The organism is Streptomyces sp. NPDC033216 (assembly GCF_055577115.1).
Window position 1 is genome coordinate 21,138 of record NZ_JBVIQK010000002.1, and the last position, 21,589, is coordinate 42,726.

General features: G+C 67.6%; 16 protein-coding genes and 1 tRNA gene. 16 read left to right on the forward strand and 1 reads right to left on the reverse strand.

What is annotated here, in order from left to right; translation table 11 throughout:
* Positions 1-204: 204 nt before the first annotated feature.
* The 12 genes from ACZ5Y0_RS03530 to ACZ5Y0_RS03585 all read left to right on the forward strand — a co-directional run bounded on the left by ACZ5Y0_RS03530 (position 205) and on the right by ACZ5Y0_RS03585 (position 15,233).
* Positions 205-277: transfer RNA gene (locus ACZ5Y0_RS03530), tRNA-Trp, on the forward strand.
* A 108-nt stretch (positions 278-385) separates the two neighbouring features.
* Positions 386-673 (forward strand): preprotein translocase subunit SecE, encoded by a 288-nt coding sequence (secE, locus tag ACZ5Y0_RS03535; RefSeq protein WP_073491905.1) that lies wholly within the window; start codon positions 386-388, stop codon positions 671-673.
* Between the two features lie 79 nt (positions 674-752).
* Entirely contained in the window at positions 753-1,655 is a 903-nt protein-coding gene (gene nusG / locus ACZ5Y0_RS03540; protein ID WP_469126982.1) for a transcription termination/antitermination protein NusG, read from the forward strand.
* 169 nt (positions 1,656-1,824) lie between these two features.
* Positions 1,825-2,259 (forward strand): 50S ribosomal protein L11, encoded by a 435-nt coding sequence (gene rplK, locus ACZ5Y0_RS03545; RefSeq protein WP_006383482.1) that lies wholly within the window; start codon positions 1,825-1,827, stop codon positions 2,257-2,259.
* 99 nt (positions 2,260-2,358) lie between these two features.
* The gene (rplA, locus tag ACZ5Y0_RS03550; protein WP_356560339.1) at positions 2,359-3,084 is read left to right on the forward strand and encodes a 50S ribosomal protein L1; all 726 of its coding nucleotides are present in this window, start codon (positions 2,359-2,361) and stop codon (positions 3,082-3,084) included.
* 130 nt (positions 3,085-3,214) lie between these two features.
* Positions 3,215-4,129: an SCO4651 family lipoprotein gene (locus tag ACZ5Y0_RS03555; RefSeq protein ID WP_469126983.1), complete on the forward strand. Its 915-nt coding sequence runs from the start codon at positions 3,215-3,217 to the stop codon at positions 4,127-4,129.
* A 109-nt stretch (positions 4,130-4,238) separates the two neighbouring features.
* The gene (locus tag ACZ5Y0_RS03560) at positions 4,239-5,066 is read left to right on the forward strand and encodes an SCO4651 family lipoprotein (protein WP_469126984.1); all 828 of its coding nucleotides are present in this window, start codon (positions 4,239-4,241) and stop codon (positions 5,064-5,066) included.
* A 285-nt stretch (positions 5,067-5,351) separates the two neighbouring features.
* The gene (rplJ, locus tag ACZ5Y0_RS03565; protein WP_469126985.1) at positions 5,352-5,882 is read left to right on the forward strand and encodes a 50S ribosomal protein L10; all 531 of its coding nucleotides are present in this window, start codon (positions 5,352-5,354) and stop codon (positions 5,880-5,882) included.
* Positions 5,883-5,993: 111 nt separating this feature from the next.
* Positions 5,994-6,377, forward strand: coding sequence for a 50S ribosomal protein L7/L12 (gene rplL, locus ACZ5Y0_RS03570; protein WP_152784543.1), 384 nt, complete (start codon positions 5,994-5,996; stop codon positions 6,375-6,377).
* A 577-nt stretch (positions 6,378-6,954) separates the two neighbouring features.
* Positions 6,955-10,440, forward strand: coding sequence for a DNA-directed RNA polymerase subunit beta (gene rpoB / locus ACZ5Y0_RS03575; protein WP_469126986.1), 3,486 nt, complete (start codon positions 6,955-6,957; stop codon positions 10,438-10,440).
* A gap of 97 nt (positions 10,441-10,537) precedes the next feature.
* Positions 10,538-14,437 (forward strand): DNA-directed RNA polymerase subunit beta', encoded by a 3,900-nt coding sequence (locus ACZ5Y0_RS03580; protein ID WP_469126987.1) that lies wholly within the window; start codon positions 10,538-10,540, stop codon positions 14,435-14,437.
* A 313-nt stretch (positions 14,438-14,750) separates the two neighbouring features.
* A complete protein-coding gene (locus ACZ5Y0_RS03585; RefSeq protein ID WP_469127492.1) occupies positions 14,751-15,233 on the forward strand; it encodes a DUF1707 and DUF4190 domain-containing protein in 483 nt (160 codons plus the stop codon).
* Positions 15,234-15,728: 495 nt separating this feature from the next.
* Here ACZ5Y0_RS03585 and ACZ5Y0_RS03590 read toward each other — a convergent pair whose 3' ends face one another.
* Complete coding sequence (locus tag ACZ5Y0_RS03590; protein WP_469126988.1) at positions 15,729-17,033, reverse strand: hypothetical protein; 1,305 nt, start codon at positions 17,031-17,033, stop codon at positions 15,729-15,731.
* 126 nt (positions 17,034-17,159) lie between these two features.
* Here ACZ5Y0_RS03590 and ACZ5Y0_RS03595 point away from each other — a divergent pair, with 126 nt between their 5' ends.
* From ACZ5Y0_RS03595 to fusA, 4 genes are all read left to right on the forward strand, one after another.
* The gene (locus ACZ5Y0_RS03595) at positions 17,160-18,254 is read left to right on the forward strand and encodes a glycosyltransferase family 2 protein (protein WP_469126989.1); all 1,095 of its coding nucleotides are present in this window, start codon (positions 17,160-17,162) and stop codon (positions 18,252-18,254) included.
* A 253-nt stretch (positions 18,255-18,507) separates the two neighbouring features.
* Positions 18,508-18,879 (forward strand): 30S ribosomal protein S12, encoded by a 372-nt coding sequence (gene rpsL / locus ACZ5Y0_RS03600; protein ID WP_003948652.1) that lies wholly within the window; start codon positions 18,508-18,510, stop codon positions 18,877-18,879.
* 3 nt (positions 18,880-18,882) lie between these two features.
* Complete coding sequence (gene rpsG / locus ACZ5Y0_RS03605; protein ID WP_030788318.1) at positions 18,883-19,353, forward strand: 30S ribosomal protein S7; 471 nt, start codon at positions 18,883-18,885, stop codon at positions 19,351-19,353.
* Positions 19,354-19,392: 39 nt separating this feature from the next.
* Positions 19,393-21,519 (forward strand): elongation factor G, encoded by a 2,127-nt coding sequence (gene fusA, locus ACZ5Y0_RS03610; RefSeq protein ID WP_469126990.1) that lies wholly within the window; start codon positions 19,393-19,395, stop codon positions 21,517-21,519.
* Positions 21,520-21,589: the final 70 nt, after the last annotated feature.

A 21,589-nucleotide genomic window follows, 5' to 3' on the forward strand; every position in this document is an offset into this window, starting at 1 on the left:
CATCCGTGCTGATCCGGGCGATGGCCTGGTGATCTTCCGGCTTTTCCCCCTCGGCCTCCGGCCTCGGGGGCCCTCACGGGCACTTTCCGTTCGACGGGGCGCCCCGGAACACGTACACTCCTACGTCGTTGGCCTTCAACAGCCGTGCCACAACCGGTGCACATCGAGCATCCGGTCGGATGCGGTACGTTGGGGAACGCACAAAGGGTCGTAGCTCAATTGGTAGAGCACTGGTCTCCAAAACCAGCGGTTGGGGGTTCAAGTCCCTCCGGCCCTGCTACACACTTCTTCGCCAGGATGTGTGCGCATGTACGTACAGAAATGCACCGCCGTGCGGCTCAGACCGGGCGCGGCACGGCCACGACCCGGGAACAGGTGAGGACGAATGGCGGACGCCGTGGGCTCCATCGACACGCCTGATGCCCAGGACGAGGTGCCTGAGGCGCAGAAGAAGTCCCGCAAGGGCGGTAAGCGCGCCAAGAAGGGCCCGCTGAAGCGGCTCGCGCTCTTCTACCGCCAGATCGTCGCGGAGCTTCGCAAGGTCGTCTGGCCGACGCGGGGCCAGCTGTCGACGTACACCATGGTCGTGATCGTCTTCGTGGTCATCATGATCGGTCTGGTGACCGTGATTGACTATGGACTCGACCACGCCGCGAAGTACGTATTCGGCTGAGCCGAGAGCGAAGGGCGCCGGGTGATCGGCGCCCCTTTCGCGTGTTCCACCCCTATGTATCCAGGAAGAAGCAGCCACCGTGTCTGACCAGAACCTGAACGACGCCATCGAGCCGGACGAGTCGGCTGACGACGAGCTCGACATCGTCGAGGGCGCTGACGAGGACCTGGACGAGTTCGAGGCTGCCGATGCCGAAGCGGGCGAGCCCGCGGAGGACGCCGCGCTGCACGTCGAGGACGAAGCCGACGAGGACGCCGCCGCGGACCACGCCGCCGCCGAGGTCGACGAGGACGCCGCCGACGAGGACTCCGAGGACGGCGAAGCCGCCGCGGAAGAGGCCGAGGAAGCAGAGCCGGCCGAACCCGTCGACCCCGTCACCGCCCTGCGCGAGGAACTGCGCACCCTGCCCGGCGAGTGGTACGTCATCCACACGTACGCCGGTTACGAGAACCGCGTGAAGACCAACCTGGAGCAGCGCGCCGTCTCGCTGAACGTCGAGGACTTCATCTTCCAGGCCGAGGTGCCGCAGGAAGAGGTCGCGCAGATCAAGAACGGCGAGCGCAAGACCATCCGTCAGAACAAGCTCCCCGGCTACGTGCTGGTGCGCATGGACCTGACGAACGAGTCCTGGGGCGTCGTCCGCAACACCCCCGGCGTCACCGGCTTCGTGGGCAACGCCTACGACCCGTACCCGCTGACCCTGGACGAGATCGTCAAGATGCTCGCCCCGGAGGCCGAGGAGAAGGCCGCCCGCGAGGCCGCGGAGGCCGAGGGCAAGCCGGTTCCGCAGCGCAAGGTCGAGGTCCAGGTCCTGGACTTCGAGGTCGGCGACTCGGTCACCGTCACCGACGGCCCGTTCGCCACGCTCCAGGCCACGATCAACGAGATCAACGCCGACTCCAAGAAGGTCAAGGGTCTCGTCGAGATCTTCGGTCGCGAGACCCCGGTCGAGCTGAGCTTCGACCAGATCCAGAAGAACTAGCCCCTTCTGGAACACACGCCTCCGAACAGGTCAGGTGGCCGCTCGCGCGGTGCCTGACCTGCTCGGTTTTTGGCCGCGCAAAGATACCCGTTATCGTTGTGCGGTATGCCTCCATCCGGATCATCCGGACCGGACGGCTGAAAACTCTCACTAGGACCCGGAGAGAGCAATGCCTCCCAAGAAGAAGAAGGTCACGGGGCTCATCAAGCTCCAGATCAACGCCGGTGCGGCCAACCCCGCGCCGCCGGTCGGCCCCGCGCTCGGCCAGCACGGCGTCAACATCATGGAGTTCTGCAAGGCCTACAACGCGGCGACCGAGTCGCAGCGTGGCTGGGTGATCCCGGTGGAGATCACGGTCTACGAGGACCGCTCCTTCACCTTCATCACCAAGACGCCGCCGGCCGCGAAGATGATCCTCAAGGCCGCGGGTGTCGAGAAGGGCTCGGGCGAGCCGCACAAGACCAAGGTCGCCAAGATCACTCAGGCGCAGGTCCGCGAGATCGCCACGACCAAGCTTCCCGACCTCAACGCCAACGACCTGGACGCCGCGTCGAAGATCATCGCCGGCACCGCCCGTTCCATGGGCATCACGGTCGAGGGCTGAGTCCCAGCCCCGTAGCACCTTCGTAGTCGCGGCCCAGGCCGCACGTGGCAGGGCCTGCTCGGCCCGTACCACGACTCCTCAGAACCCCCAGGAGCAGTAGTGAGCAAGCGCAGCAAGTCTCTCCGCGCTGCGGACGCCAAGATCGACCGGGAGAAGCTGTACGCCCCGCTCGAGGCCGTCCGTCTCGCCAAGGAGACCTCCACGTCCAAGTTCGACGGCACCGTCGAGGTCGCCTTCCGTCTGGGTGTCGACCCGCGCAAGGCCGACCAGATGGTCCGTGGCACCGTGAACCTGCCGCACGGCACCGGCAAGACCGCCCGGGTCCTGGTCTTCGCGACCGGTGACCGTGCTGCGGCCGCGGAGGCCGCGGGCGCCGACATCGTCGGCTCCGACGAACTGATCGACGAGGTCGCGAAGGGCCGTCTGGACTTCGACGCCGTCGTCGCCACCCCGGACCTCATGGGCAAGGTCGGCCGCCTCGGCCGCGTGCTCGGTCCGCGTGGTCTGATGCCGAACCCGAAGACCGGCACCGTCACCCCCGACGTGGCCAAGGCCGTCACGGAGATCAAGGGCGGCAAGATCGAGTTCCGCGTCGACAAGCACTCGAACCTGCACTTCATCATCGGCAAGGCGTCGTTCGACGACACGCAGCTGGTGGAGAACTACGGTGCGGCTCTGGAGGAGATCCTCCGTCTCAAGCCGTCCGCCGCCAAGGGTCGCTACATCAAGAAGGCCGCGATCAGCACCACGATCGGCCCCGGCATCCTGGTCGACCCGAACCGCACCCGGAACCTCCTCGTCGAGGAGGACCCGGCCGCGGTCTGAACCTGACGGTTCGCCCCAGTCGGCGACGAGCCCCGCAACCTTCCGAGGTGCGGGGCTCGTCCCTTTCCCCGTACGGCTGTCGGTGCCGTGCGTTACCGTGCGATTCCGGGGACTAGTCGGGGGAGTGGTTATGAAGGGCACGAGTGCACGCCGGGCGGGACTCACGATCGTCGCGGCGACCCTGCTGACCGGGGTGGCGGCCTGTGGCCCGGGGGGCGCAGAGCGGTCCGCCGGGGACGAGGAGTCCTCATCCTCCTCCGGTGGGGGCGGCACCCGTGTCAGCTCCGTAGCCGCCCTGCGCACCGCAGAGAGGTCCACCGAGAACGCCGACTCCGCCAAGGTCGAGTCGACCACCACCATGGGTTCGCTGATGGCGATGACGGCCGACGGCGCCCTCGGCTGGGGCGACGGTCTCACCGGCACTCTCACCATCACCTACACCGGCGGCGCCATGGCCGACACCATGCGGCAGATGGGTTCCGCCTCGATGGAGGCCCGCTATCTGCCCGACGCGTACTACGCGCGCATGGGTGACGAATTCGCCGAGCAGACCGGCGGCAAGCACTGGATCAAGTACCCGTACGAGACCCTGGAGACCCTCGGCGGCGGCTCCGGGGCGTATCTCAAGGACCAGATGGAGAACTCCACCCCCAACCAGTCGGTGAAGCTCCTGCTGGCCTCCGGGGACGTGCGCAGGGTCGGCGAGGAGAAGGTGCGCGGCGAGCGGACCACGCACTACTCGGGCACCGTCGAGGTCGCCGACCTCGCCACCCGCAACTCCAGTCTCACCGAGAGCCAGCTCGCCGACCTGAAGAAGCAGCTGGATCAGGCCGGTGTCACCACGGAGACCGTCGATATCTGGGTCGACGACGAGAACCTGCTGGTCAAGAAGGTGGAGAGGGGCCAGTCGACGAACGGCGCGTACAGCCAGACCGCCTACTACAGCGACTACGGCACCCCGGTCGACACCGAGGTGCCACCGGCCGCCGACACCACGGACCTCTCGGAGCTGCTCGAGCAGCAGGGAGCCGGCTCCACGCCCTGAGGCCGGACCGCCGGGAATTCACAGGACCTCATCCACGCCTCTGGGATACCTTCACACCCTCGCTGTGAATCGACCAGGTGTTCACTGTGTGCTGGGTGGGGGAACGTACATGAGATTTTCCGTGGGTGTCCTCGGGCTGTCCGCCCTGCTCGTCACGGGCTGTGCGGCGGCGTCGGAGGGTACGACGGACGGACGTGACCGGACGGCCGCGGCCGCGGCCGTCGGGAGGGCCGCGACGAAGACGGAGCAGATCGGCTCCCTGCGTTACCGGATGACCGGCCGGATGCCGGAGGAGGGCCGGATCAGGGCCGAGGCCGCGATGGCCACGAAGCCGCCGGCCATGAGCCTGAGGACGACCGTCCTCGGCGGACCCGACAAGGGTGTGGGCGAGGTCCGCCTCGTCGACGGAGTGGTGTACGTCGGCAGCGACGAGGCCACCGAGGACGGCAAGCACTGGATGAAGTTCGGGGCGCCCGGCAGCTCCGGCACCCCGAGCGGCGTCAAGGTCGACACCGCCCCGATGGCCGACAAGGTCCGCCGCAACCCGGCCCACGAGAGCACCTTCCTCACCGCGGCCGAGGACCTGAGGACGAGCGGCGCCGAGACCGTCGACGGCGTCACCACGACCCACTACGAGGGCACCGCCACCGTCGAGGAGATCCGCGCCTCCTACCGGGACGAGGCCAAGAGCGTCCGCCAGCGGCGCGAGCAGTCCCTCGCGCAGTACGAGAAGCTCGGCGTCGACGAACTGGACATGGACGTCTGGATCGACGAGGCCGGCCGCACCAAGCAACTGCGGCTCCAGGGCTTCGGCCGGCGCGGCCAGCTCGACCTCACCATCACCTTCCTCGACTTCGGCAAGCCGGTCACCGTGCAGGCCCCGCCCGCCTCGGACACCCTCGACCTGGCCGAGGAGATGAAGAAGGCCGGGCGCTGAGCGCCTTCACGGGCGGATTTGCTTGACGGCGACCCGTTCACGTACGCTCCTACAGAAGCCAAAGACCGCTGGTCGTTGCCGTGCGCTCGTCAGAGAGTGCGGTGGCCGAAGGATCCGCTGATATGCGGACGACCCGCGTAGGTGACTGTGGAAGTGCTCCCGGACCGTGATCCGCTCGCGGATCTCGTTCGGTCGAGCTCTCGCCCCGTGCGCCTGCGCCGGGGCGTTTCGTTTGTCCCAGCCCCTTCCGAGCGGTCGTCAACACCCGGAAGGAGGCCGACGCTCATGGCAAGGCCCGACAAGGCTGCCGCGGTAGCCGAGCTCGCGGAGCAGTTCCGCAGCTCGAACGCCGCCGTGCTGACCGAGTACCGGGGTCTCACCGTGGCGCAGCTCAAGACGCTGCGTCGTTCGCTCGGTGAGAACGCCCAGTACGCCGTGGTGAAGAACACGCTGACCAAGATTGCGGCCAACGAGGCCGGGATCTCGACGCTCGACGACCTGTTCAACGGTCCGACGGCAGTTGCCTTCGTCACCGGTGACCCGGTGGAGTCGGCGAAGGGTCTTCGTGACTTCGCCAAGGACAACCCGAACCTCGTCATCAAGGGCGGTGTCCTTGACGGCAAGGCGCTGTCCGCCGACGAGATCAAGAAGCTTGCGGACCTCGAGTCCCGCGAGGTTCTGCTCTCCAAGCTGGCGGGTGCCTTCAAGGGCAAGCAGTCCCAGACTGCTCAGCTCTTCCAGGCGCTTCCCTCGAAGCTCGTCCGCACCGTGGACGCTCTTCGTGCCAAGCAGGCAGAGCAGGGCGGTGCCGAGTAATTCGGCTCGCGCATTGACCGCCGCCTGAGGCAGCGGTCTTAGCGGGCCGAACGTACGCCCGCCGAACAAGTACATCCGGCACCTGCCGAATTAGTGGAAGGATCGCCCACCATGGCGAAGCTCAGCCAGGAAGACCTGCTCGCGCAGTTCGAGGAGATGACCCTCATCGAGCTCTCCGAGTTCGTGAAGGCCTTCGAGGAGAAGTTCGACGTCACCGCCGCCGCCGCGGTCGCCGTCGCCGGCCCCGCCGGCCCGGGCGCCCCGGTCGAGCAGGAGGAGGAGAAGGACGAGTTCGACGTCATCCTCACCGGTGCGGGCGACAAGAAGATCCAGGTCATCAAGGTCGTGCGTGAGCTGACCTCGCTGGGTCTCAAGGAGGCCAAGGACCTCGTGGACGGCGCTCCGAAGCCGGTCCTCGAGAAGGTCGCCAAGGACGCCGCCGAGAAGGCCGCCGAGTCCCTCAAGGGCGCCGGCGCCTCGGTCGAGGTCAAGTAACACCCCGCGGTCGGCGACGACCGCAGCGAAGGCCGAAACAGCCCCTCCAGGGGCTGTAACGCTGACGCACCGAGGAGCGATCATCCATTCGGGTGGTCGCTCTTCGGCGTTCCCGAGGGCCCGGCCACGGTTACCTTGCACCCGAGTTCGCGAGGGGTATGGTGATCTTCGTCGTGTCTCCGGACGCCCCGCGTTCGGGCATGGGGGCCTTGACGAACCGCACACGGCGCGCAATTCTCAGGACGCGTCGTCACAAGGATCCGTATCCGAGGCATGGATCGACGACGAAGAGGGCAGTATCACCGTGCGTTAGAGGGCAACCGGACCGAGGGCGTTGAGCACTACGAGGGTCGCGAAAAACCCGCACTGGACATCAGTGTGCCAAGTGGCTACACTGACCCTTTGCGCTGCCTGTTAGCTGTCCCCTGCCCGTCACCAGGGGAATACCCTCGCCCGAGCATCATGATCGGACCACTTCTGACCCGGCCTGTCGGCCGATTCGGGGAAGTCCGACTCGGTGTGTGGGGGAGGAGCCGGTACGCGCGTAGTGAGTCCGAGCCCTCGGAAGGACCCCCTCTTGGCCGCCTCGCGCAATGCCTCGACCGCGAATACGAACAATGCTGCCAGCACTGCCCCGCTGCGCATCTCCTTTGCAAAGATCAAGGAGCCCCTCGAGGTTCCGAACCTTCTCGCGCTGCAAACCGAGAGCTTCGACTGGCTGCTCGGCAACGAAGCATGGAAGGCTCGCGTCGAGGAGGCTCTCGAGAACGGTCAGGACGTCCCCACCAAGTCCGGCCTCGAGGAGATCTTCGAGGAGATCTCCCCGATCGAGGACTTCTCCGGGTCGATGTCGCTGACCTTCCGCGACCACCGTTTCGAGCCGCCGAAGAACAGCATCGACGAGTGCAAGGACCGTGACTTCACGTACGCGGCCCCGCTCTTCGTGACGGCCGAGTTCACGAACAACGAGACCGGCGAGATCAAGTCCCAGACGGTCTTCATGGGCGACTTCCCGCTCATGACCAACAAGGGCACCTTCGTCATCAACGGCACCGAGCGTGTCGTCGTGTCGCAGCTGGTCCGCTCGCCCGGCGTCTACTTCGACTCCTCCATCGACAAGACGTCCGACAAGGACATCTTCTCCGCCAAGATCATCCCGTCCCGGGGTGCCTGGCTGGAGATGGAGATCGACAAGCGCGACATGGTCGGTGTCCGCATCGACCGCAAGCGCAAGCAGTCCGTCACCGTCCTCCTGAAGGCTCTCGGCTGGACCACCGAGCAGATCCTCGAGGAGTTCGGCGAGTACGAGTCGATGCGCGCCACCCTGGAGAAGGACCACACCCAGGGCCAGGACGACGCGCTCCTGGACATCTACCGCAAGCTGCGTCCGGGCGAGCCCCCGACCCGCGAGGCCGCTCAGACGCTGCTCGAGAACCTCTACTTCAACCCCAAGCGCTACGACCTCGCGAAGGTCGGCCGCTACAAGGTGAACAAGAAGCTCGGCGCCGACGAGCCGCTGGACGCCGGCGTGCTCACCACCGACGACATCATCGCCACGATCAAGTACCTGGTGAAGCTGCACGCCGGTGAGACCGAGACGCTCGGCGAGTCGGGCCGCTCGATCATGGTCGAGACCGACGACATCGACCACTTCGGCAACCGCCGCATCCGCAGCGTCGGCGAGCTGATCCAGAACCAGGTCCGTACGGGTCTCGCCCGTATGGAGCGGGTCGTGCGTGAGCGCATGACCACTCAGGACGTCGAGGCGATCACGCCGCAGACCCTGATCAACATCCGGCCGGTCGTCGCCTCCATCAAGGAGTTCTTCGGCACCAGCCAGCTGTCCCAGTTCATGGACCAGAACAACCCGCTGTCGGGTCTGACGCACAAGCGTCGTCTCAACGCGCTCGGCCCGGGTGGTCTGTCCCGTGAGCGGGCCGGCTTCGAGGTCCGTGACGTTCACCCGTCGCACTACGGCCGCATGTGCCCGATCGAGACGCCGGAAGGCCCGAACATCGGTCTGATCGGCTCGCTCGCCTCGTACGGCCGGATCAACCCGTTCGGTTTCATCGAGACCCCGTACCGCAAGGTCACCGGCGGTGTCGTCACCGACGAGGTCGACTACCTCACGGCCGACGAGGAGGACCGGTTCGTCATCGCGCAGGCCAACGCGCTGCTCAATGACGAGTTCCAGTTCGAGGAGGCCCGCGTCCTGGTCCGCCGTCGTGGCGGCGAGGTCGACTACGTCCCCGGCGACGACGTCGACTACATGGACGTCTCCCCGCGCCAGATGGTGTCGGTCGCGACCGCCATGATCCCCTTCCTTGAGCACGACGACGCCAACCGTGCCCTCATGGGCGCGAACATGATGCGTCAGGCCGTCCCGCTCATCAAGAGCGAGTCGCCGCTCGTCGGCACCGGCATGGAGTACCGCTCCGCGGTCGACGCCGGCGACGTGGTCAAGGCCGAGAAGGCGGGTGTGGTCCAGGAGGTCTCCGCGGACTACATCACCACCGCCAACGACGACGGCACGTACATCACGTACCGCCTGGCCAAGTTCGCCCGTTCCAACCAGGGCACCTCGGTCAACCAGAAGGTCATCGTCAACGAGGGCGACCGGATCATCGAGGGCCAGGTCCTGGCCGACGGTCCGGCCACCGAGAACGGTGAGATGGCCCTGGGCAAGAACCTGCTCGTGGCGTTCATGCCGTGGGAGGGTCACAACTACGAGGACGCGATCATCCTGTCGCAGCGCCTCGTGCAGGACGACGTCCTCTCCTCGATCCACATCGAGGAGCACGAGGTCGACGCCCGTGACACCAAGCTCGGCCCCGAGGAGATCACCCGGGACATCCCGAACGTCTCCGAGGAGGTCCTCGCCGACCTCGACGAGCGCGGCATCATCCGTATCGGTGCCGAGGTCGTCGCCGGCGACATCCTGGTCGGCAAGGTCACGCCCAAGGGTGAGACCGAGCTGACCCCGGAGGAGCGCCTGCTGCGCGCGATCTTCGGTGAGAAGGCCCGTGAGGTCCGTGACACCTCGCTGAAGGTGCCGCACGGCGAGATCGGCAAGGTCATCGGCGTCCGCGTCTTCGACCGTGAAGAGGGCGACGAGCTGCCGCCGGGCGTGAACCAGCTGGTTCGTGTCTACGTGGCGCAGAAGCGCAAGATCACGGACGGTGACAAGCTCGCCGGCCGCCACGGCAACAAGGGTGTCATCTCGAAGATCCTGCCGATCGAGGACATGCCGTTCCTGGAGGACGGCACCCCGGTCGACATCATCCTCAACCCGCTCGGTGTGCCGTCCCGAATGAACCCGGGACAGGTCCTGGAGATCCACCTCGGCTGGCTCGCCAGCCGCGGCTGGGACGTCTCCGGCCTCGCGGAGGACTGGGCGCAGCGCCTCCAGGCGATCGGCGCCGACACCGTCGGCCCCGGCACCAACGTCGCCACCCCGGTGTTCGACGGCGCCCGTGAGGACGAGCTGACCGGTCTGCTCCAGCACACCATCCCGAACCGCGACGGCGAGCGCATGGTGCTCCCGTCCGGCAAGGCCCCGCTGTTCGACGGCCGCTCCGGCGAGCCGTTCCCGGAGCCGATCTCGGTCGGCTACATGTACATCCTGAAGCTCCACCACCTGGTCGACGACAAGCTGCACGCCCGCTCGACCGGTCCGTACTCGATGATCACCCAGCAGCCGCTGGGTGGTAAGGCCCAGTTCGGTGGCCAGCGCTTCGGTGAGATGGAGGTGTGGGCGCTGGAGGCTTATGGCGCCGCGTACGCCCTCCAGGAGCTGCTGACCATCAAGTCCGACGACGTCACCGGCCGCGTGAAGGTCTACGAGGCCATCGTCAAGGGCGAGAACATCCCCGAGCCCGGCATCCCCGAGTCCTTCAAGGTGCTCATCAAGGAGATGCAGTCCCTGTGCCTCAACGTGGAGGTGCTGTCCTCGGACGGCATGTCCATCGAGATGCGCGACACCGACGAGGACGTCTTCCGCGCGGCGGAAGAGCTCGGCATCGACCTGTCCCGGCGCGAGCCGAGCAGCGTCGAAGAGGTCTGACGGGAGTCCGGTGGGGCCTCTCCAGCAGAGGCCCCGCCGACCCCGCGACCCCCGTTTCAGACCACAGACTTACAACCCTGAGAGGGATTGACGCATAGTGCTCGACGTCAACTTCTTCGATGAGCTCCGGATCGGTCTGGCCACCGCTGACGACATCCGTCAGTGGAGCCACGGCGAGGTCAAGAAGCCCGAGACCATCAACTACCGCACGCTCAAGCCCGAAAAGGACGGACTCTTCTGCGAGAAGATCTTCGGTCCGACCCGGGACTGGGAGTGCTACTGCGGCAAGTACAAGCGTGTCCGCTTCAAGGGCATCATCTGTGAGCGCTGCGGCGTCGAGGTGACCCGCGCCAAGGTGCGCCGCGAGCGGATGGGCCACATCGAGCTGGCCGCTCCCGTCACGCACATCTGGTACTTCAAGGGTGTCCCGAGCCGTCTGGGCTACCTGCTCGACCTGGCTCCGAAGGACCTCGAGAAGGTCATCTACTTCGCCGCGTACATGATCACGTACGTCGACGAGGAGCGCCGCACGCGTGACCTGCCCTCGCTGGAGGCGCACGTCTCCGTCGAGCGGCAGCAGATCGAGAACCGCCGGGACGCCGACCTGGAGGCCCGCGCCAAGAAGCTCGAGACCGACCTGGCCGAGCTGGAGGCCGAGGGCGCCAAGGCCGACGTGCGCCGCAAGGTGCGCGAAGGCGCCGAGCGGGAGATGAAGCAGCTGCGCGACCGCGCCCAGCGCGAGATCGACCGTCTCGACGAGGTGTGGACCCGCTTCAAGAACCTCAAGGTCCAGGACCTCGAGGGCGACGAGCTGCTCTACCGCGAGCTGCGTGACCGCTTCGGCACCTACTTCGACGGTTCGATGGGTGCCGCGGCGCTTCAGAAGCGCCTGGAGTCCTTCGACCTCGACGAAGAGGCCGAGAAGCTCCGCGAGATCATCCGTACCGGCAAGGGCCAGAAGAAGACCCGCGCGCTCAAGCGCCTCAAGGTCGTCTCGGCGTTCCTCCAGACCAGCAACAGCCCCAAGGGCATGGTGCTGGACTGCGTGCCGGTGATCCCGCCGGACCTGCGTCCGATGGTGCAGCTGGACGGTGGCCGCTTCGCGACCTCCGACCTGAACGACCTGTACCGCCGTGTCATCAACCGCAACAACCGCCTGAAGCGCCTTCTCGACCTCGGTGCGCCCGAGATCATCGTGAACAACGAGAAGCGCATGCTCCAGGAGGCGGTCGACGCCCTCTTCGACAACGGCCGCCGCGGCCGCCCGGTGACGGGCCCCGGCAACCGTCCGCTGAAGTCCCTCAGCGACATGCTGAAGGGCAAGCAGGGCCGATTCCGTCAGAACCTGCTCGGCAAGCGTGTGGACTACTCCGCGCGTTCCGTGATCGTCGTGGGTCCGCAGCTGAAGCTGCACCAGTGCGGTCTGCCGAAGGCGATGGCGCTGGAGCTGTTCAAGCCGTTCGTGATGAAGCGCCTGGTCGACCTGAACCACGCGCAGAACATCAAGTCGGCCAAGCGCATGGTCGAGCGCGGCCGCACCGTGGTGTACGACGTCCTCGAAGAGGTCATCGCCGAGCACCCGGTGCTGCTGAACCGTGCGCCCACCCTGCACCGCCTCGGCATCCAGGCCTTCGAGCCGCAGCTGGTCGAGGGCAAGGCCATCCAGATCCACCCGCTCGTCTGCACCGCCTTCAACGCGGACTTCGACGGTGACCAGATGGCCGTGCACCTTCCGCTCTCCGCGGAGGCGCAGGCCGAGGCCCGCATCCTGATGCTGTCCTCGAACAACATCCTCAAGCCGGCCGACGGCCGCCCGGTGACGATGCCGACCCAGGACATGGTCCTCGGTCTGTTCTTCCTCACCACCGACGGCGCCCTGCGCGACGTCAAGGGCGAGGAGCGCTCCTTCTCGTCCGTGGCCGAGGCGATCATGGCGTTCGACGCCGGCGAGCTCTCGCTGCAGTCGCGCGTGGACATCCGCTTCCCGGTGGGCACCATCCCGCCGCGCGGCTGGACCCCGCCGGCGCAGGAGGAGGGCGAGCCGGAGTGGCAGCAGGGTGACTCGTTCCGGCTGCGGACGACCCTGGGCCGTGCGCTCTTCAACGAGCTGCTGCCCGAGGACTACCCGTTCGTCGACTACGAGGTCGGCAAGAAGCAGCTCTCGGAGATCGTCAACGACCTCGCCGAGCGCTACCCCAAGGTCATCGTGGCGGCGACGCTCGACAACCTGAAGGCTTCCGGCTTCTACTGGGCGACCCGTTCCGGCGTCACCGTGGCCATCTCCGACATCGTCGTCCCCGACGCGAAGAAGGAGATCGTCAAGGGCTACGAGGCGCAGGACGAGAAGGTCCAGAAGCAGTACGAGCGCGGTCTGATCACCAAGGAAGAGCGCACGCAGGAGCTCATCGCGATCTGGACCAAGGCGACCAACGAGGTCGCCGAGGCGATGAACGCGAACTTCCCGAAGACCAACCCCGTCTCGATGATGGTCAACTCGGGTGCCCGCGGAAACATGATGCAGATGCGTCAGATCGCCGGTATGCGTGGTCTGGTGTCGAACGCGAAGAACGAGACCATCCCGCGTCCGATCAAGGCCTCGTTCCGTGAGGGCCTGTCCGTGCTGGAGTACTTCATCTCCACCCACGGTGCTCGTAAGGGTCTGGCGGACACCGCCCTGCGTACCGCCGACTCGGGTTACCTCACCCGTCGTCTGGTGGACGTCTCGCAGGACGTCATCATCCGCGAGGAGGACTGCGGCACCGAGCGCGGCCTCAAGCTGGCCATCGCCGAGCGCGGCGAGGACGGTGTGCTGCGCAAGGCGGACAACGCCGAGACCAGCGTGTACGCGCGCTGCCTCGCCGAGGACATCGTCGTCGACGGCAAGGTGCTCGCCCCGGCGGGCGTCGACCTCGGTGACGTCCTCATCGACCAGCTGGTCAAGGCCGGCGTCGAGGAGGTCAAGACCCGCTCGGTCCTGACCTGCGAGTCCGCCGTCGGCACCTGCGCCATGTGCTACGGCCGTTCGCTGGCCACCGGCAAGCTGGTCGACATCGGTGAGGCGGTCGGCATCATCGCCGCCCAGTCCATCGGTGAGCCCGGCACCCAGCTGACGATGCGTACCTTCCACACCGGTGGTGTGGCCGGTGACGACATCACCCAGGGTCTGCCGCGTGTCGTCGAGCTCTTCGAGGCCCGTACCCCGAAGGGTGTCGCCCCGATCTCCGAGGCCTCCGGCCGCGTGCGGATCGAGGAGACCGAGAAGACCAAGAAGATCGTCATCACGCCGGACGACGGCAGCGACGAGACGGCGTTCCCGATCTCGAAGCGTTCCCGTCTGAAGGTCGAGGAGGGCGAGCACGTCGAGGTGGGCCAGCAGCTCACCGTGGGTACGCAGAACCCGCACGACGTGCTGCGCATCCTGGGTCAGCGTGCCGTCCAGGTCCACCTGGTCGCCGAGGTCCAGCGGGTGTACAACTCGCAGGGTGTGTCGATCCACGACAAGCACATCGAGATCATCATCCGGCAGATGCTCCGCCGCGTGACGATCATCGAGTCCGGCGACGCCGAGCTGCTGCCCGGCGAGCTGGTCGAGCGGTCGAAGTTCGAGACCGAGAACCGTCGTGTGGTGCAGGAGGGCGGTCACCCGGCCTCCGGTCGTCCGCAGCTCATGGGTATCACCAAGGCCTCGCTGGCCACGGAGTCCTGGCTGTCGGCGGCGTCCTTCCAGGAGACGACCAGGGTGCTGACGGACGCGGCGATCAACGCCAAGTCCGACTCCCTGATCGGCCTCAAGGAGAACGTCATCATCGGTAAGCTCATCCCGGCCGGTACGGGTCTGTCCCGCTACCGCAACATCCGGGTCGAGCCGACCGAGGAGGCCAAGGCCGCGATGTACTCGGCCGTCGGCTACGACGACATCGACTACTCGCCGTTCGGCACCGGCTCCGGCCAGGCCGTCCCGCTGGAGGACTACGACTACGGTCCGTACAACCAGTAAGGCGTACGTCTGACGTACCGAAGGGCGGTCACCCGTGAGGGTGGCCGCCCTTCGGCATGCTCGGCGGCCGTGAGCGGCGCTGTGGCCGTCCGCAGGCTTCGCCCGGCCCCCGGCCACCCCTGCCGGATCCCCGGTCCGCTCACGGCCTCTCACGACTTTCTCCGCGCACGGAGCGCGCGACGCGAGTGCGGGGGAACCATCGCGGGACGCCGAGCGTAGGAGAATGATGGGAGGCAGTTCACGCCAAGCGGGGGAGGTGTCCGTGTCGTATCCGTCGCCATGGCAGCCGTGGCAGGGCCAGAGCAGTCCGTCGATGCTGGCCGCCCACGCGGACCGGGAGCGCACCGTCGACGTGCTCAGGGCGGGTTTCGCCGAGGGCCGTCTCCAGCAGGTGGAGTTCGAGCGCCGAGTGGCGCGGGCGTACGAGGCCCGCACGGTCGGGGAGCTGTCCCTGATCGTCGCCGACCTGCCTCAGGGCCCCGTCGCGGCCCAGCTCACCGCCCCGCAGCCGCAGGGCTACCCGATGCAGGTTCCGCGGACCTTCCTGGCCGCCCCGCCGCCGACGAACGGCAAGGCGGTCGGCTCCATGGTCTGCGGGGTCCTCACCACGATGACGATGGGCCTCACCGGCATCCCCGCGGTGATCCTCGGGCACTCGGCCAGAGCCGAGATCCGTCGCACCGGAGAGGGCGGCGAGGGCTTCGCCATGGCCGGCCTCATCCTGGGCTGGCTGTCGGTGGCCGGCTGGGCGGTCTTCCTGGCGGTCCTGTTCATGGCGGCGGTCGCCTCGAGCTGAGCTGAGGCGCGGCGCCGTCGGCCCGCTCCCGTGGCGGGGCCTCTCCTGGCCCCGGGCTTCGGCGCGACGCTGTGGGACGTACGGCGGGGGGCCGGGCCGGCCGCGCCGTGCGGTGGCGTACGGCGGGGGACGGGGCCGCGCCGCCGCTGGCTCCGTGCGCCGCTCCCACCGCGCTGCGATCCCGGCACGTGACGAAACCTCGCGACCCTCGGCGGGGACGCGCGGGCGCGGCGGTCTCCGTCCCCCCGCCCCGTATCGGATCTCCCGCTCGAAGGCCGGGCGGCGGCCCGCTCAGCCCGGACATCTCCCAGATCAGCACCTCGGCCGACGGCGGCCTCGGCCCCCACTCGGCCTCCCGTCGGCGGGCATCGCGAGGGCCTGTCCGGGCGGGACCTCCGTCGGACCGTCCCGCGAGGGCTTCCGTCGGGCCGTCCCGGCGAGGGCGAGGCCCCGTCGGGCCGTCCCGCGAGGGCCCGAGTTCCGTCGACCGTCCCGCTACGGGATGCCCAGCTCGAACATGACGTAGTGCGCGTACCACCCCGAGGCGACGGCCGCCGTGGTGAAGAAGACCGTCAGGCTCGGCCACTTGAGCCGGTTCATCGCCGCCGCGGGGGCCAGGAGCAGCGGGAAGCAGGGCAGCAGATAGCGCGGGGTGTTGCCGAACATCTGCTGGGTGCCCAGCACGGTCACCACGCTCGCCAGCGTGTACGCGACCAGCACCAGGGGCGGCTTCTTCCGCAGCATCAGCGCGATCAGGAACGGCAGCGCCAGCACCACCTGCACGGCGATGAGGTCGGGGACGGAGAAGGCGAACAGGTAGTTGTGCCGGCCGACGGCCGTGTTGCCCAGCACGTCGAGGGTGTAGGCACCGAAGTCGAAGTAGTGCGCCCACCCCTCCCGCTGGAGGGTGAAGTACGCCGTCGGATCGCCCATGCTCAGGCCGACCCAGGCGACGTAGGTGAGCAGGCCGAGCGGCGCGGCGACCATGGCGTACACCGGTCCCGCCACCCCGTGTTCGCGTCTGCTGTCACGCCGGGCGAGTGTCACCAGCGCGGCGAGCCCGACCGCGCCGATGAGCGCGGCGGACGTGGGCCGGTTGAGTCCTGCCACGAAGGCGAGGAGCCCGGCCGCCAGCCAGCGGCCCCTCATCACGCCGTAGCAGCACCAGGCGGCGATGGCGACGAACAGTGACTCCGAGTACACCGCCCACTCGACGCCGGCGCCCGGTACGACCGCCCACAGCCCGGCGGCGATCGTGCCGGCCCGGACGCCGGCGAGCGTGGCGACGACGGCGTAGATCCCGGCGGCGGCGACGAAGGACGCGAGCACCGAGACGATGATCCCGGACCCGAACAGACCGAGACCGGTGATCTCGGACATCCCTCGGATCAGCCCCGGGTACAGCGGGAAGAAGGCGACGGAGTTCTGCTTGACCGTGAACAGTCCGCCCGGGTCGAGGCGTTCCAGGGGCCGCGGGTCGTACCCCTTCTCGGCGACCTGGAGGTACCACCAGCCGTCCCAGGTGGCGAGCACGTCCCACCAGTGGGCGCCGCCGCCGAAGCGGGGCTGCTTCTCCCGGTAGTCGCCGGCGGCCTCCAGCAGAAACGCGAAGACGGTCAGCCCGACCAGCTTCGTGACGCCGTACAGGAGCAGTGGGGCACGGTACGGTCGTAGACCATCCGGCAGCGAGAGACGGCGCGGCACCCGCGGCCGCTCCTGCCGCCCGTCGGGCTCACGGGGCACGCCGGGCTCGTCGGGCATCGCGGAGTCCGTCGCCGCGTCGCTGCGGGCCGTGCTCATGACTGGGGTCCCCCCTCGGCAGACCGGCCGGAGCCAGGCGCGTCAGCGCTGTCCGGATGATCGTGAAGTGTGGTCATAAGATCGCAACAGCGTCGCACATGTGCGTCACGGCTTGGGGGAGGACGGGTGCCTGAAGCACCGGACACCACGGCGGCGGCGACCGTCCTGTCGGTCGTCATCCCGATGTACAACGAGGAAGAGGTCCTTCCCGCGCTGGTGAGCAGGTTGCGCCCGGTCCTGGCCGAGCTGGCCGTCGACTACGAGGTCGTCGCCGTCGACGACGGCAGCACCGACCGCACCGCCGAGCTGCTCGCCGCGTTCCGCCTCGGCTGGCCCGAGTTGCGCGTCATCGGCCTGCGCCGGAACTCGGGCCACCAGGCCGCCCTGACGGCGGGCCTGGACCGGGCGCACGGCGCCTATGTGGTGAGCCTCGACGCCGACCTCCAGGATCCGCCCGAGAAGATCCCCGAGATGCTGGCACTGGCCCGCGCCGGCGGCCTCGACATCGTCTACGGCATCCGGGCCGACCGGGCCAGTGACACCGGCTTCAAGCGGTGGACCGCCGGCCTGTACTACCGGCTCGTCCGCCGCCTGGCCGGCCCTTCGGTGCCGGCGCAGGCCGGTGACTTCCGGCTGCTCAGCAGGGCTGCCGTGGATGCCCTCAAGGCCCTGCCCGACCAGCAGCGCGTCTACCGCCTCCTGGTGCCCTGGCTCGGTTTCCCCAGCGGCCGGATCACCTACGAGCGGGCCCCGCGCCCGGCCGGCCACAGCAAGTACCCGCTGGGCCGGATGATCCGCCTCGCGGTCGACAGCGTCACCGGCTTCTCGGCGGCCCCGCTGCGCATCGCCACCTGGCTCGGCGGGTTCGCCTTCCTGGTCTGCCTGGCCCTCATGGTCTACACGCTCAGCGCCCACGCCCTGGAACACACCGTTCCGGGCTGGACCTCCCTGTTCACCGGCGTGCTGTTCATCGGCGCGGTCCAGCTGGTCTGCGTGGGCCTGCTCGGGGAGTACGTGGGGCGCATCTACACCGCCGTACAGAACCGTCCGACGTACTTCGTCGGGCACGACACGGCGCAGGGAGCGGCCGGTACCCGGTGCCCGGAACCCGGTCCCGCGCCCGGTGCCGGACATGACGCGGCTCACGCCGGGGTGCCGATTCCCTCGCCCGCGGAGGCCGGACCCCCGGTACCACAACGGTCCCCCGGGGCGCGGACGTGACCCCGGTGTGTCGGCGGCGCCGCTTCTGTTTTGACCGGAGTGATTGCGCTGGGTACGCTCAGACCTTGTGCCTGGGGTGTGCCCTGGCCCTCGTGCGTGCCTTCAACCGCGCAGGGGCCTAAGGAGCGGCCACCGCAAACCGCGTCTTTTTCCGTCTCGCGGCGGAAGCCCGCGGATTCGACACACCCGACCGCGTGGGTCGGCGATGTTCCAGGTTAGCTGTACAAATCGGCACACAGAAACCGGAGAAGTAGTGCCTACGATCCAGCAGCTGGTCCGCAAGGGCCGGCAGGACAAGGTCGAGAAGAACAAGACGCCCGCACTCGAGGGTTCCCCTCAGCGCCGTGGCGTCTGCACGCGTGTGTTCACGACCACCCCGAAGAAGCCGAACTCGGCCCTGCGTAAGGTCGCGCGTGTGCGTCTGACCAGCGGGATCGAGGTCACCGCTTACATTCCGGGTGAGGGACACAACCTGCAGGAGCACTCCATCGTGCTCGTGCGTGGTGGCCGTGTGAAGGACCTGCCGGGTGTTCGCTACAAGATCATTCGCGGCTCCCTCGACACCCAGGGTGTCAAGAACCGCAAGCAGGCCCGCAGCCGCTACGGCGCCAAGAAGGAGAAGTAAGACATGCCTCGTAAGGGCCCTGCCCCGAAGCGCCCGGTCATCATCGACCCGGTCTACGGTTCTCCTCTTGTCACGTCGCTCATCAACAAGGTGCTGCTGAACGGCAAGCGCTCCACCGCCGAGCGCATCGTCTACGGCGCCATGGAGGGCCTGCGCGAGAAGACCGGCAACGACCCGGTCATCACGCTGAAGCGCGCTCTCGAGAACATCAAGCCGACCATCGAGGTCAAGTCCCGCCGTGTCGGTGGCGCGACCTACCAGGTTCCGGTCGAGGTCAAGCCGGGCCGCGCGAGCACCCTGGCGCTGCGCTGGCTCGTGGGCTACTCCCGCGCCCGTCGCGAGAAGACCATGACCGAGCGCCTGCTCAACGAGCTTCTCGACGCGTCCAACGGCCTCGGCGCCGCTGTGAAGAAGCGCGAGGACACCCACAAGATGGCCGAGTCCAACAAGGCCTTCGCGCACTACCGCTGGTAGTCGCTACCCACATCGAGACCGAGAGAAGACTGAAGCCTTATGGCTACCACTTCACTTGACCTGGCCAAGGTCCGCAACATCGGGATCATGGCCCACATCGACGCGGGCAAGACGACCACCACCGAGCGGATCCTGTTCTACACCGGTGTGTCCTACAAGATCGGTGAGGTCCACGACGGCGCTGCCACCATGGACTGGATGGAGCAGGAGCAGGAGCGTGGCATCACGATCACCTCTGCTGCCACCACCTGTCACTGGCCGCTGGCCGACGTCGACCACACCATCAACATCATCGACACCCCGGGTCACGTCGACTTCACCGTCGAGGTGGAGCGTTCCCTCCGGGTGCTCGACGGTGCCGTGACGGTGTTCGACGGCGTCGCCGGTGTCGAGCCCCAGTCCGAGACGGTGTGGCGTCAGGCGGACCGCTACGGCGTTCCCCGCATCTGCTTCGTCAACAAGCTCGACCGGACCGGTGCCGAGTTCCACCGCTGCGTCGACATGATCTCTGACCGCCTCGGCGCTCAGCCGATCGTCATGCAGCTCCCGATCGGTGCCGAGGCCGACTTCAAGGGCGTCGTCGACCTGGTCACGATGAAGGCGTTCGTGTGGTCCGCCGAGGCCACCAAGGGCGAGATGTACGACATCGTCGACATCCCGGCCACGCACACCGAGGCTGCCGAGGAGTACCGCGGCAAGCTCATCGAGGCCGTCGCCGAGAACGACGAAGAGATCATGGAGCTGTACCTCGAGGGCACCGAGCCCACCGAGGAGCAGCTGTACGCCGCGATCCGTCGTATCACCATCGCGTCCGGCAAGTCCAAGGACACCACGGTCACCCCGGTGTTCTGCGGTACCGCGTTCAAGAACAAGGGCGTCCAGCCCCTGCTCGACGCGGTCGTGCGCTACCTCCCCTCCCCGCTCGACGTCGAGGCCATCGAGGGCCACGCCGTGAACGACCCGGAGGAGATCGTCAAGCGCAAGCCGTCCGAGGACGAGCCGCTGTCGGCGCTCGCGTTCAAGATCATGAGCGACCCGCACCTCGGCAAGCTCACCTTCGTCCGGGTCTACTCGGGCCGCCTGGAGTCCGGCACCGCCGTGCTGAACTCCGTCAAGGGCAAGAAGGAGCGCATCGGCAAGATCTACCGCATGCACGCGAACAAGCGTGAGGAGATCGCGGCGGTCGGCGCCGGCGACATCGTCGCCGTCATGGGTCTGAAGCAGACCACGACCGGTGAGACGCTGTGCGACGACAAGGCGCCGGTCATCCTGGAGTCCATGGACTTCCCGGCCCCGGTCATCCAGGTCGCGATCGAGCCCAAGTCCAAGGGTGACCAGGAGAAGCTGGGTGTCGCCATCCAGCGTCTCGCGGAGGAGGACCCCTCCTTCCAGGTCCACTCGGACGAGGAGACCGGCCAGACCATCATCGGTGGCATGGGTGAGCTGCACCTCGAGGTGCTGGTCGACCGTATGCGCCGTGAGTTCAAGGTCGAGGCCAACGTCGGCAAGCCGCAGGTCGCGTACCGCGAGACCATCCGCAAGGCGGTCGACCGGCTCGACTACACGCACAAGAAGCAGACCGGTGGTACCGGTCAGTTCGCCAAGGTGCAGATCGCGATCGAGCCGATCGAGGGCGGCGACGCCTCGTACGAGTTCGTGAACAAGGTGACCGGTGGCCGTATCCCGAAGGAGTACATCCCTTCGGTGGACGCCGGTGCGCAGGAGGCCATGCAGTTCGGCATCCTCGCCGGTTACGAGATGACCGGCGTGCGCGTCACCCTGCTCGACGGTGGCTACCACGAGGTGGACTCCTCCGAACTCGCCTTCAAGATCGCCGGTTCGCAGGCGTTCAAGGAGGCCGCGCGCAAGGCCAGCCCCGTGCTGCTCGAGCCGATGATGGCCGTCGAGGTCACCACGCCCGAGGACTACATGGGTGAGGTCATCGGCGACATCAACTCCCGCCGTGGCCAGATCCAGGCCATGGAGGAGCGTGCCGGCGCCCGCGTCGTGAGGGGCCTCGTGCCTCTCTCGGAGATGTTCGGCTACGTCGGAGACCTCCGCAGCAAGACCTCGGGTCGCGCAAGCTACTCGATGCAGTTCGACTCCTACGCCGAGGTTCCGCGGAACGTCGCCGAGGAGATCATCGCGAAGGCCAAGGGCGAGTAACGCACTCCGTTCACACGCCGTAGGCTTAACTCCGGAGCCTCTAGGGGCAAACGGCCGCAAATGCGGCCGT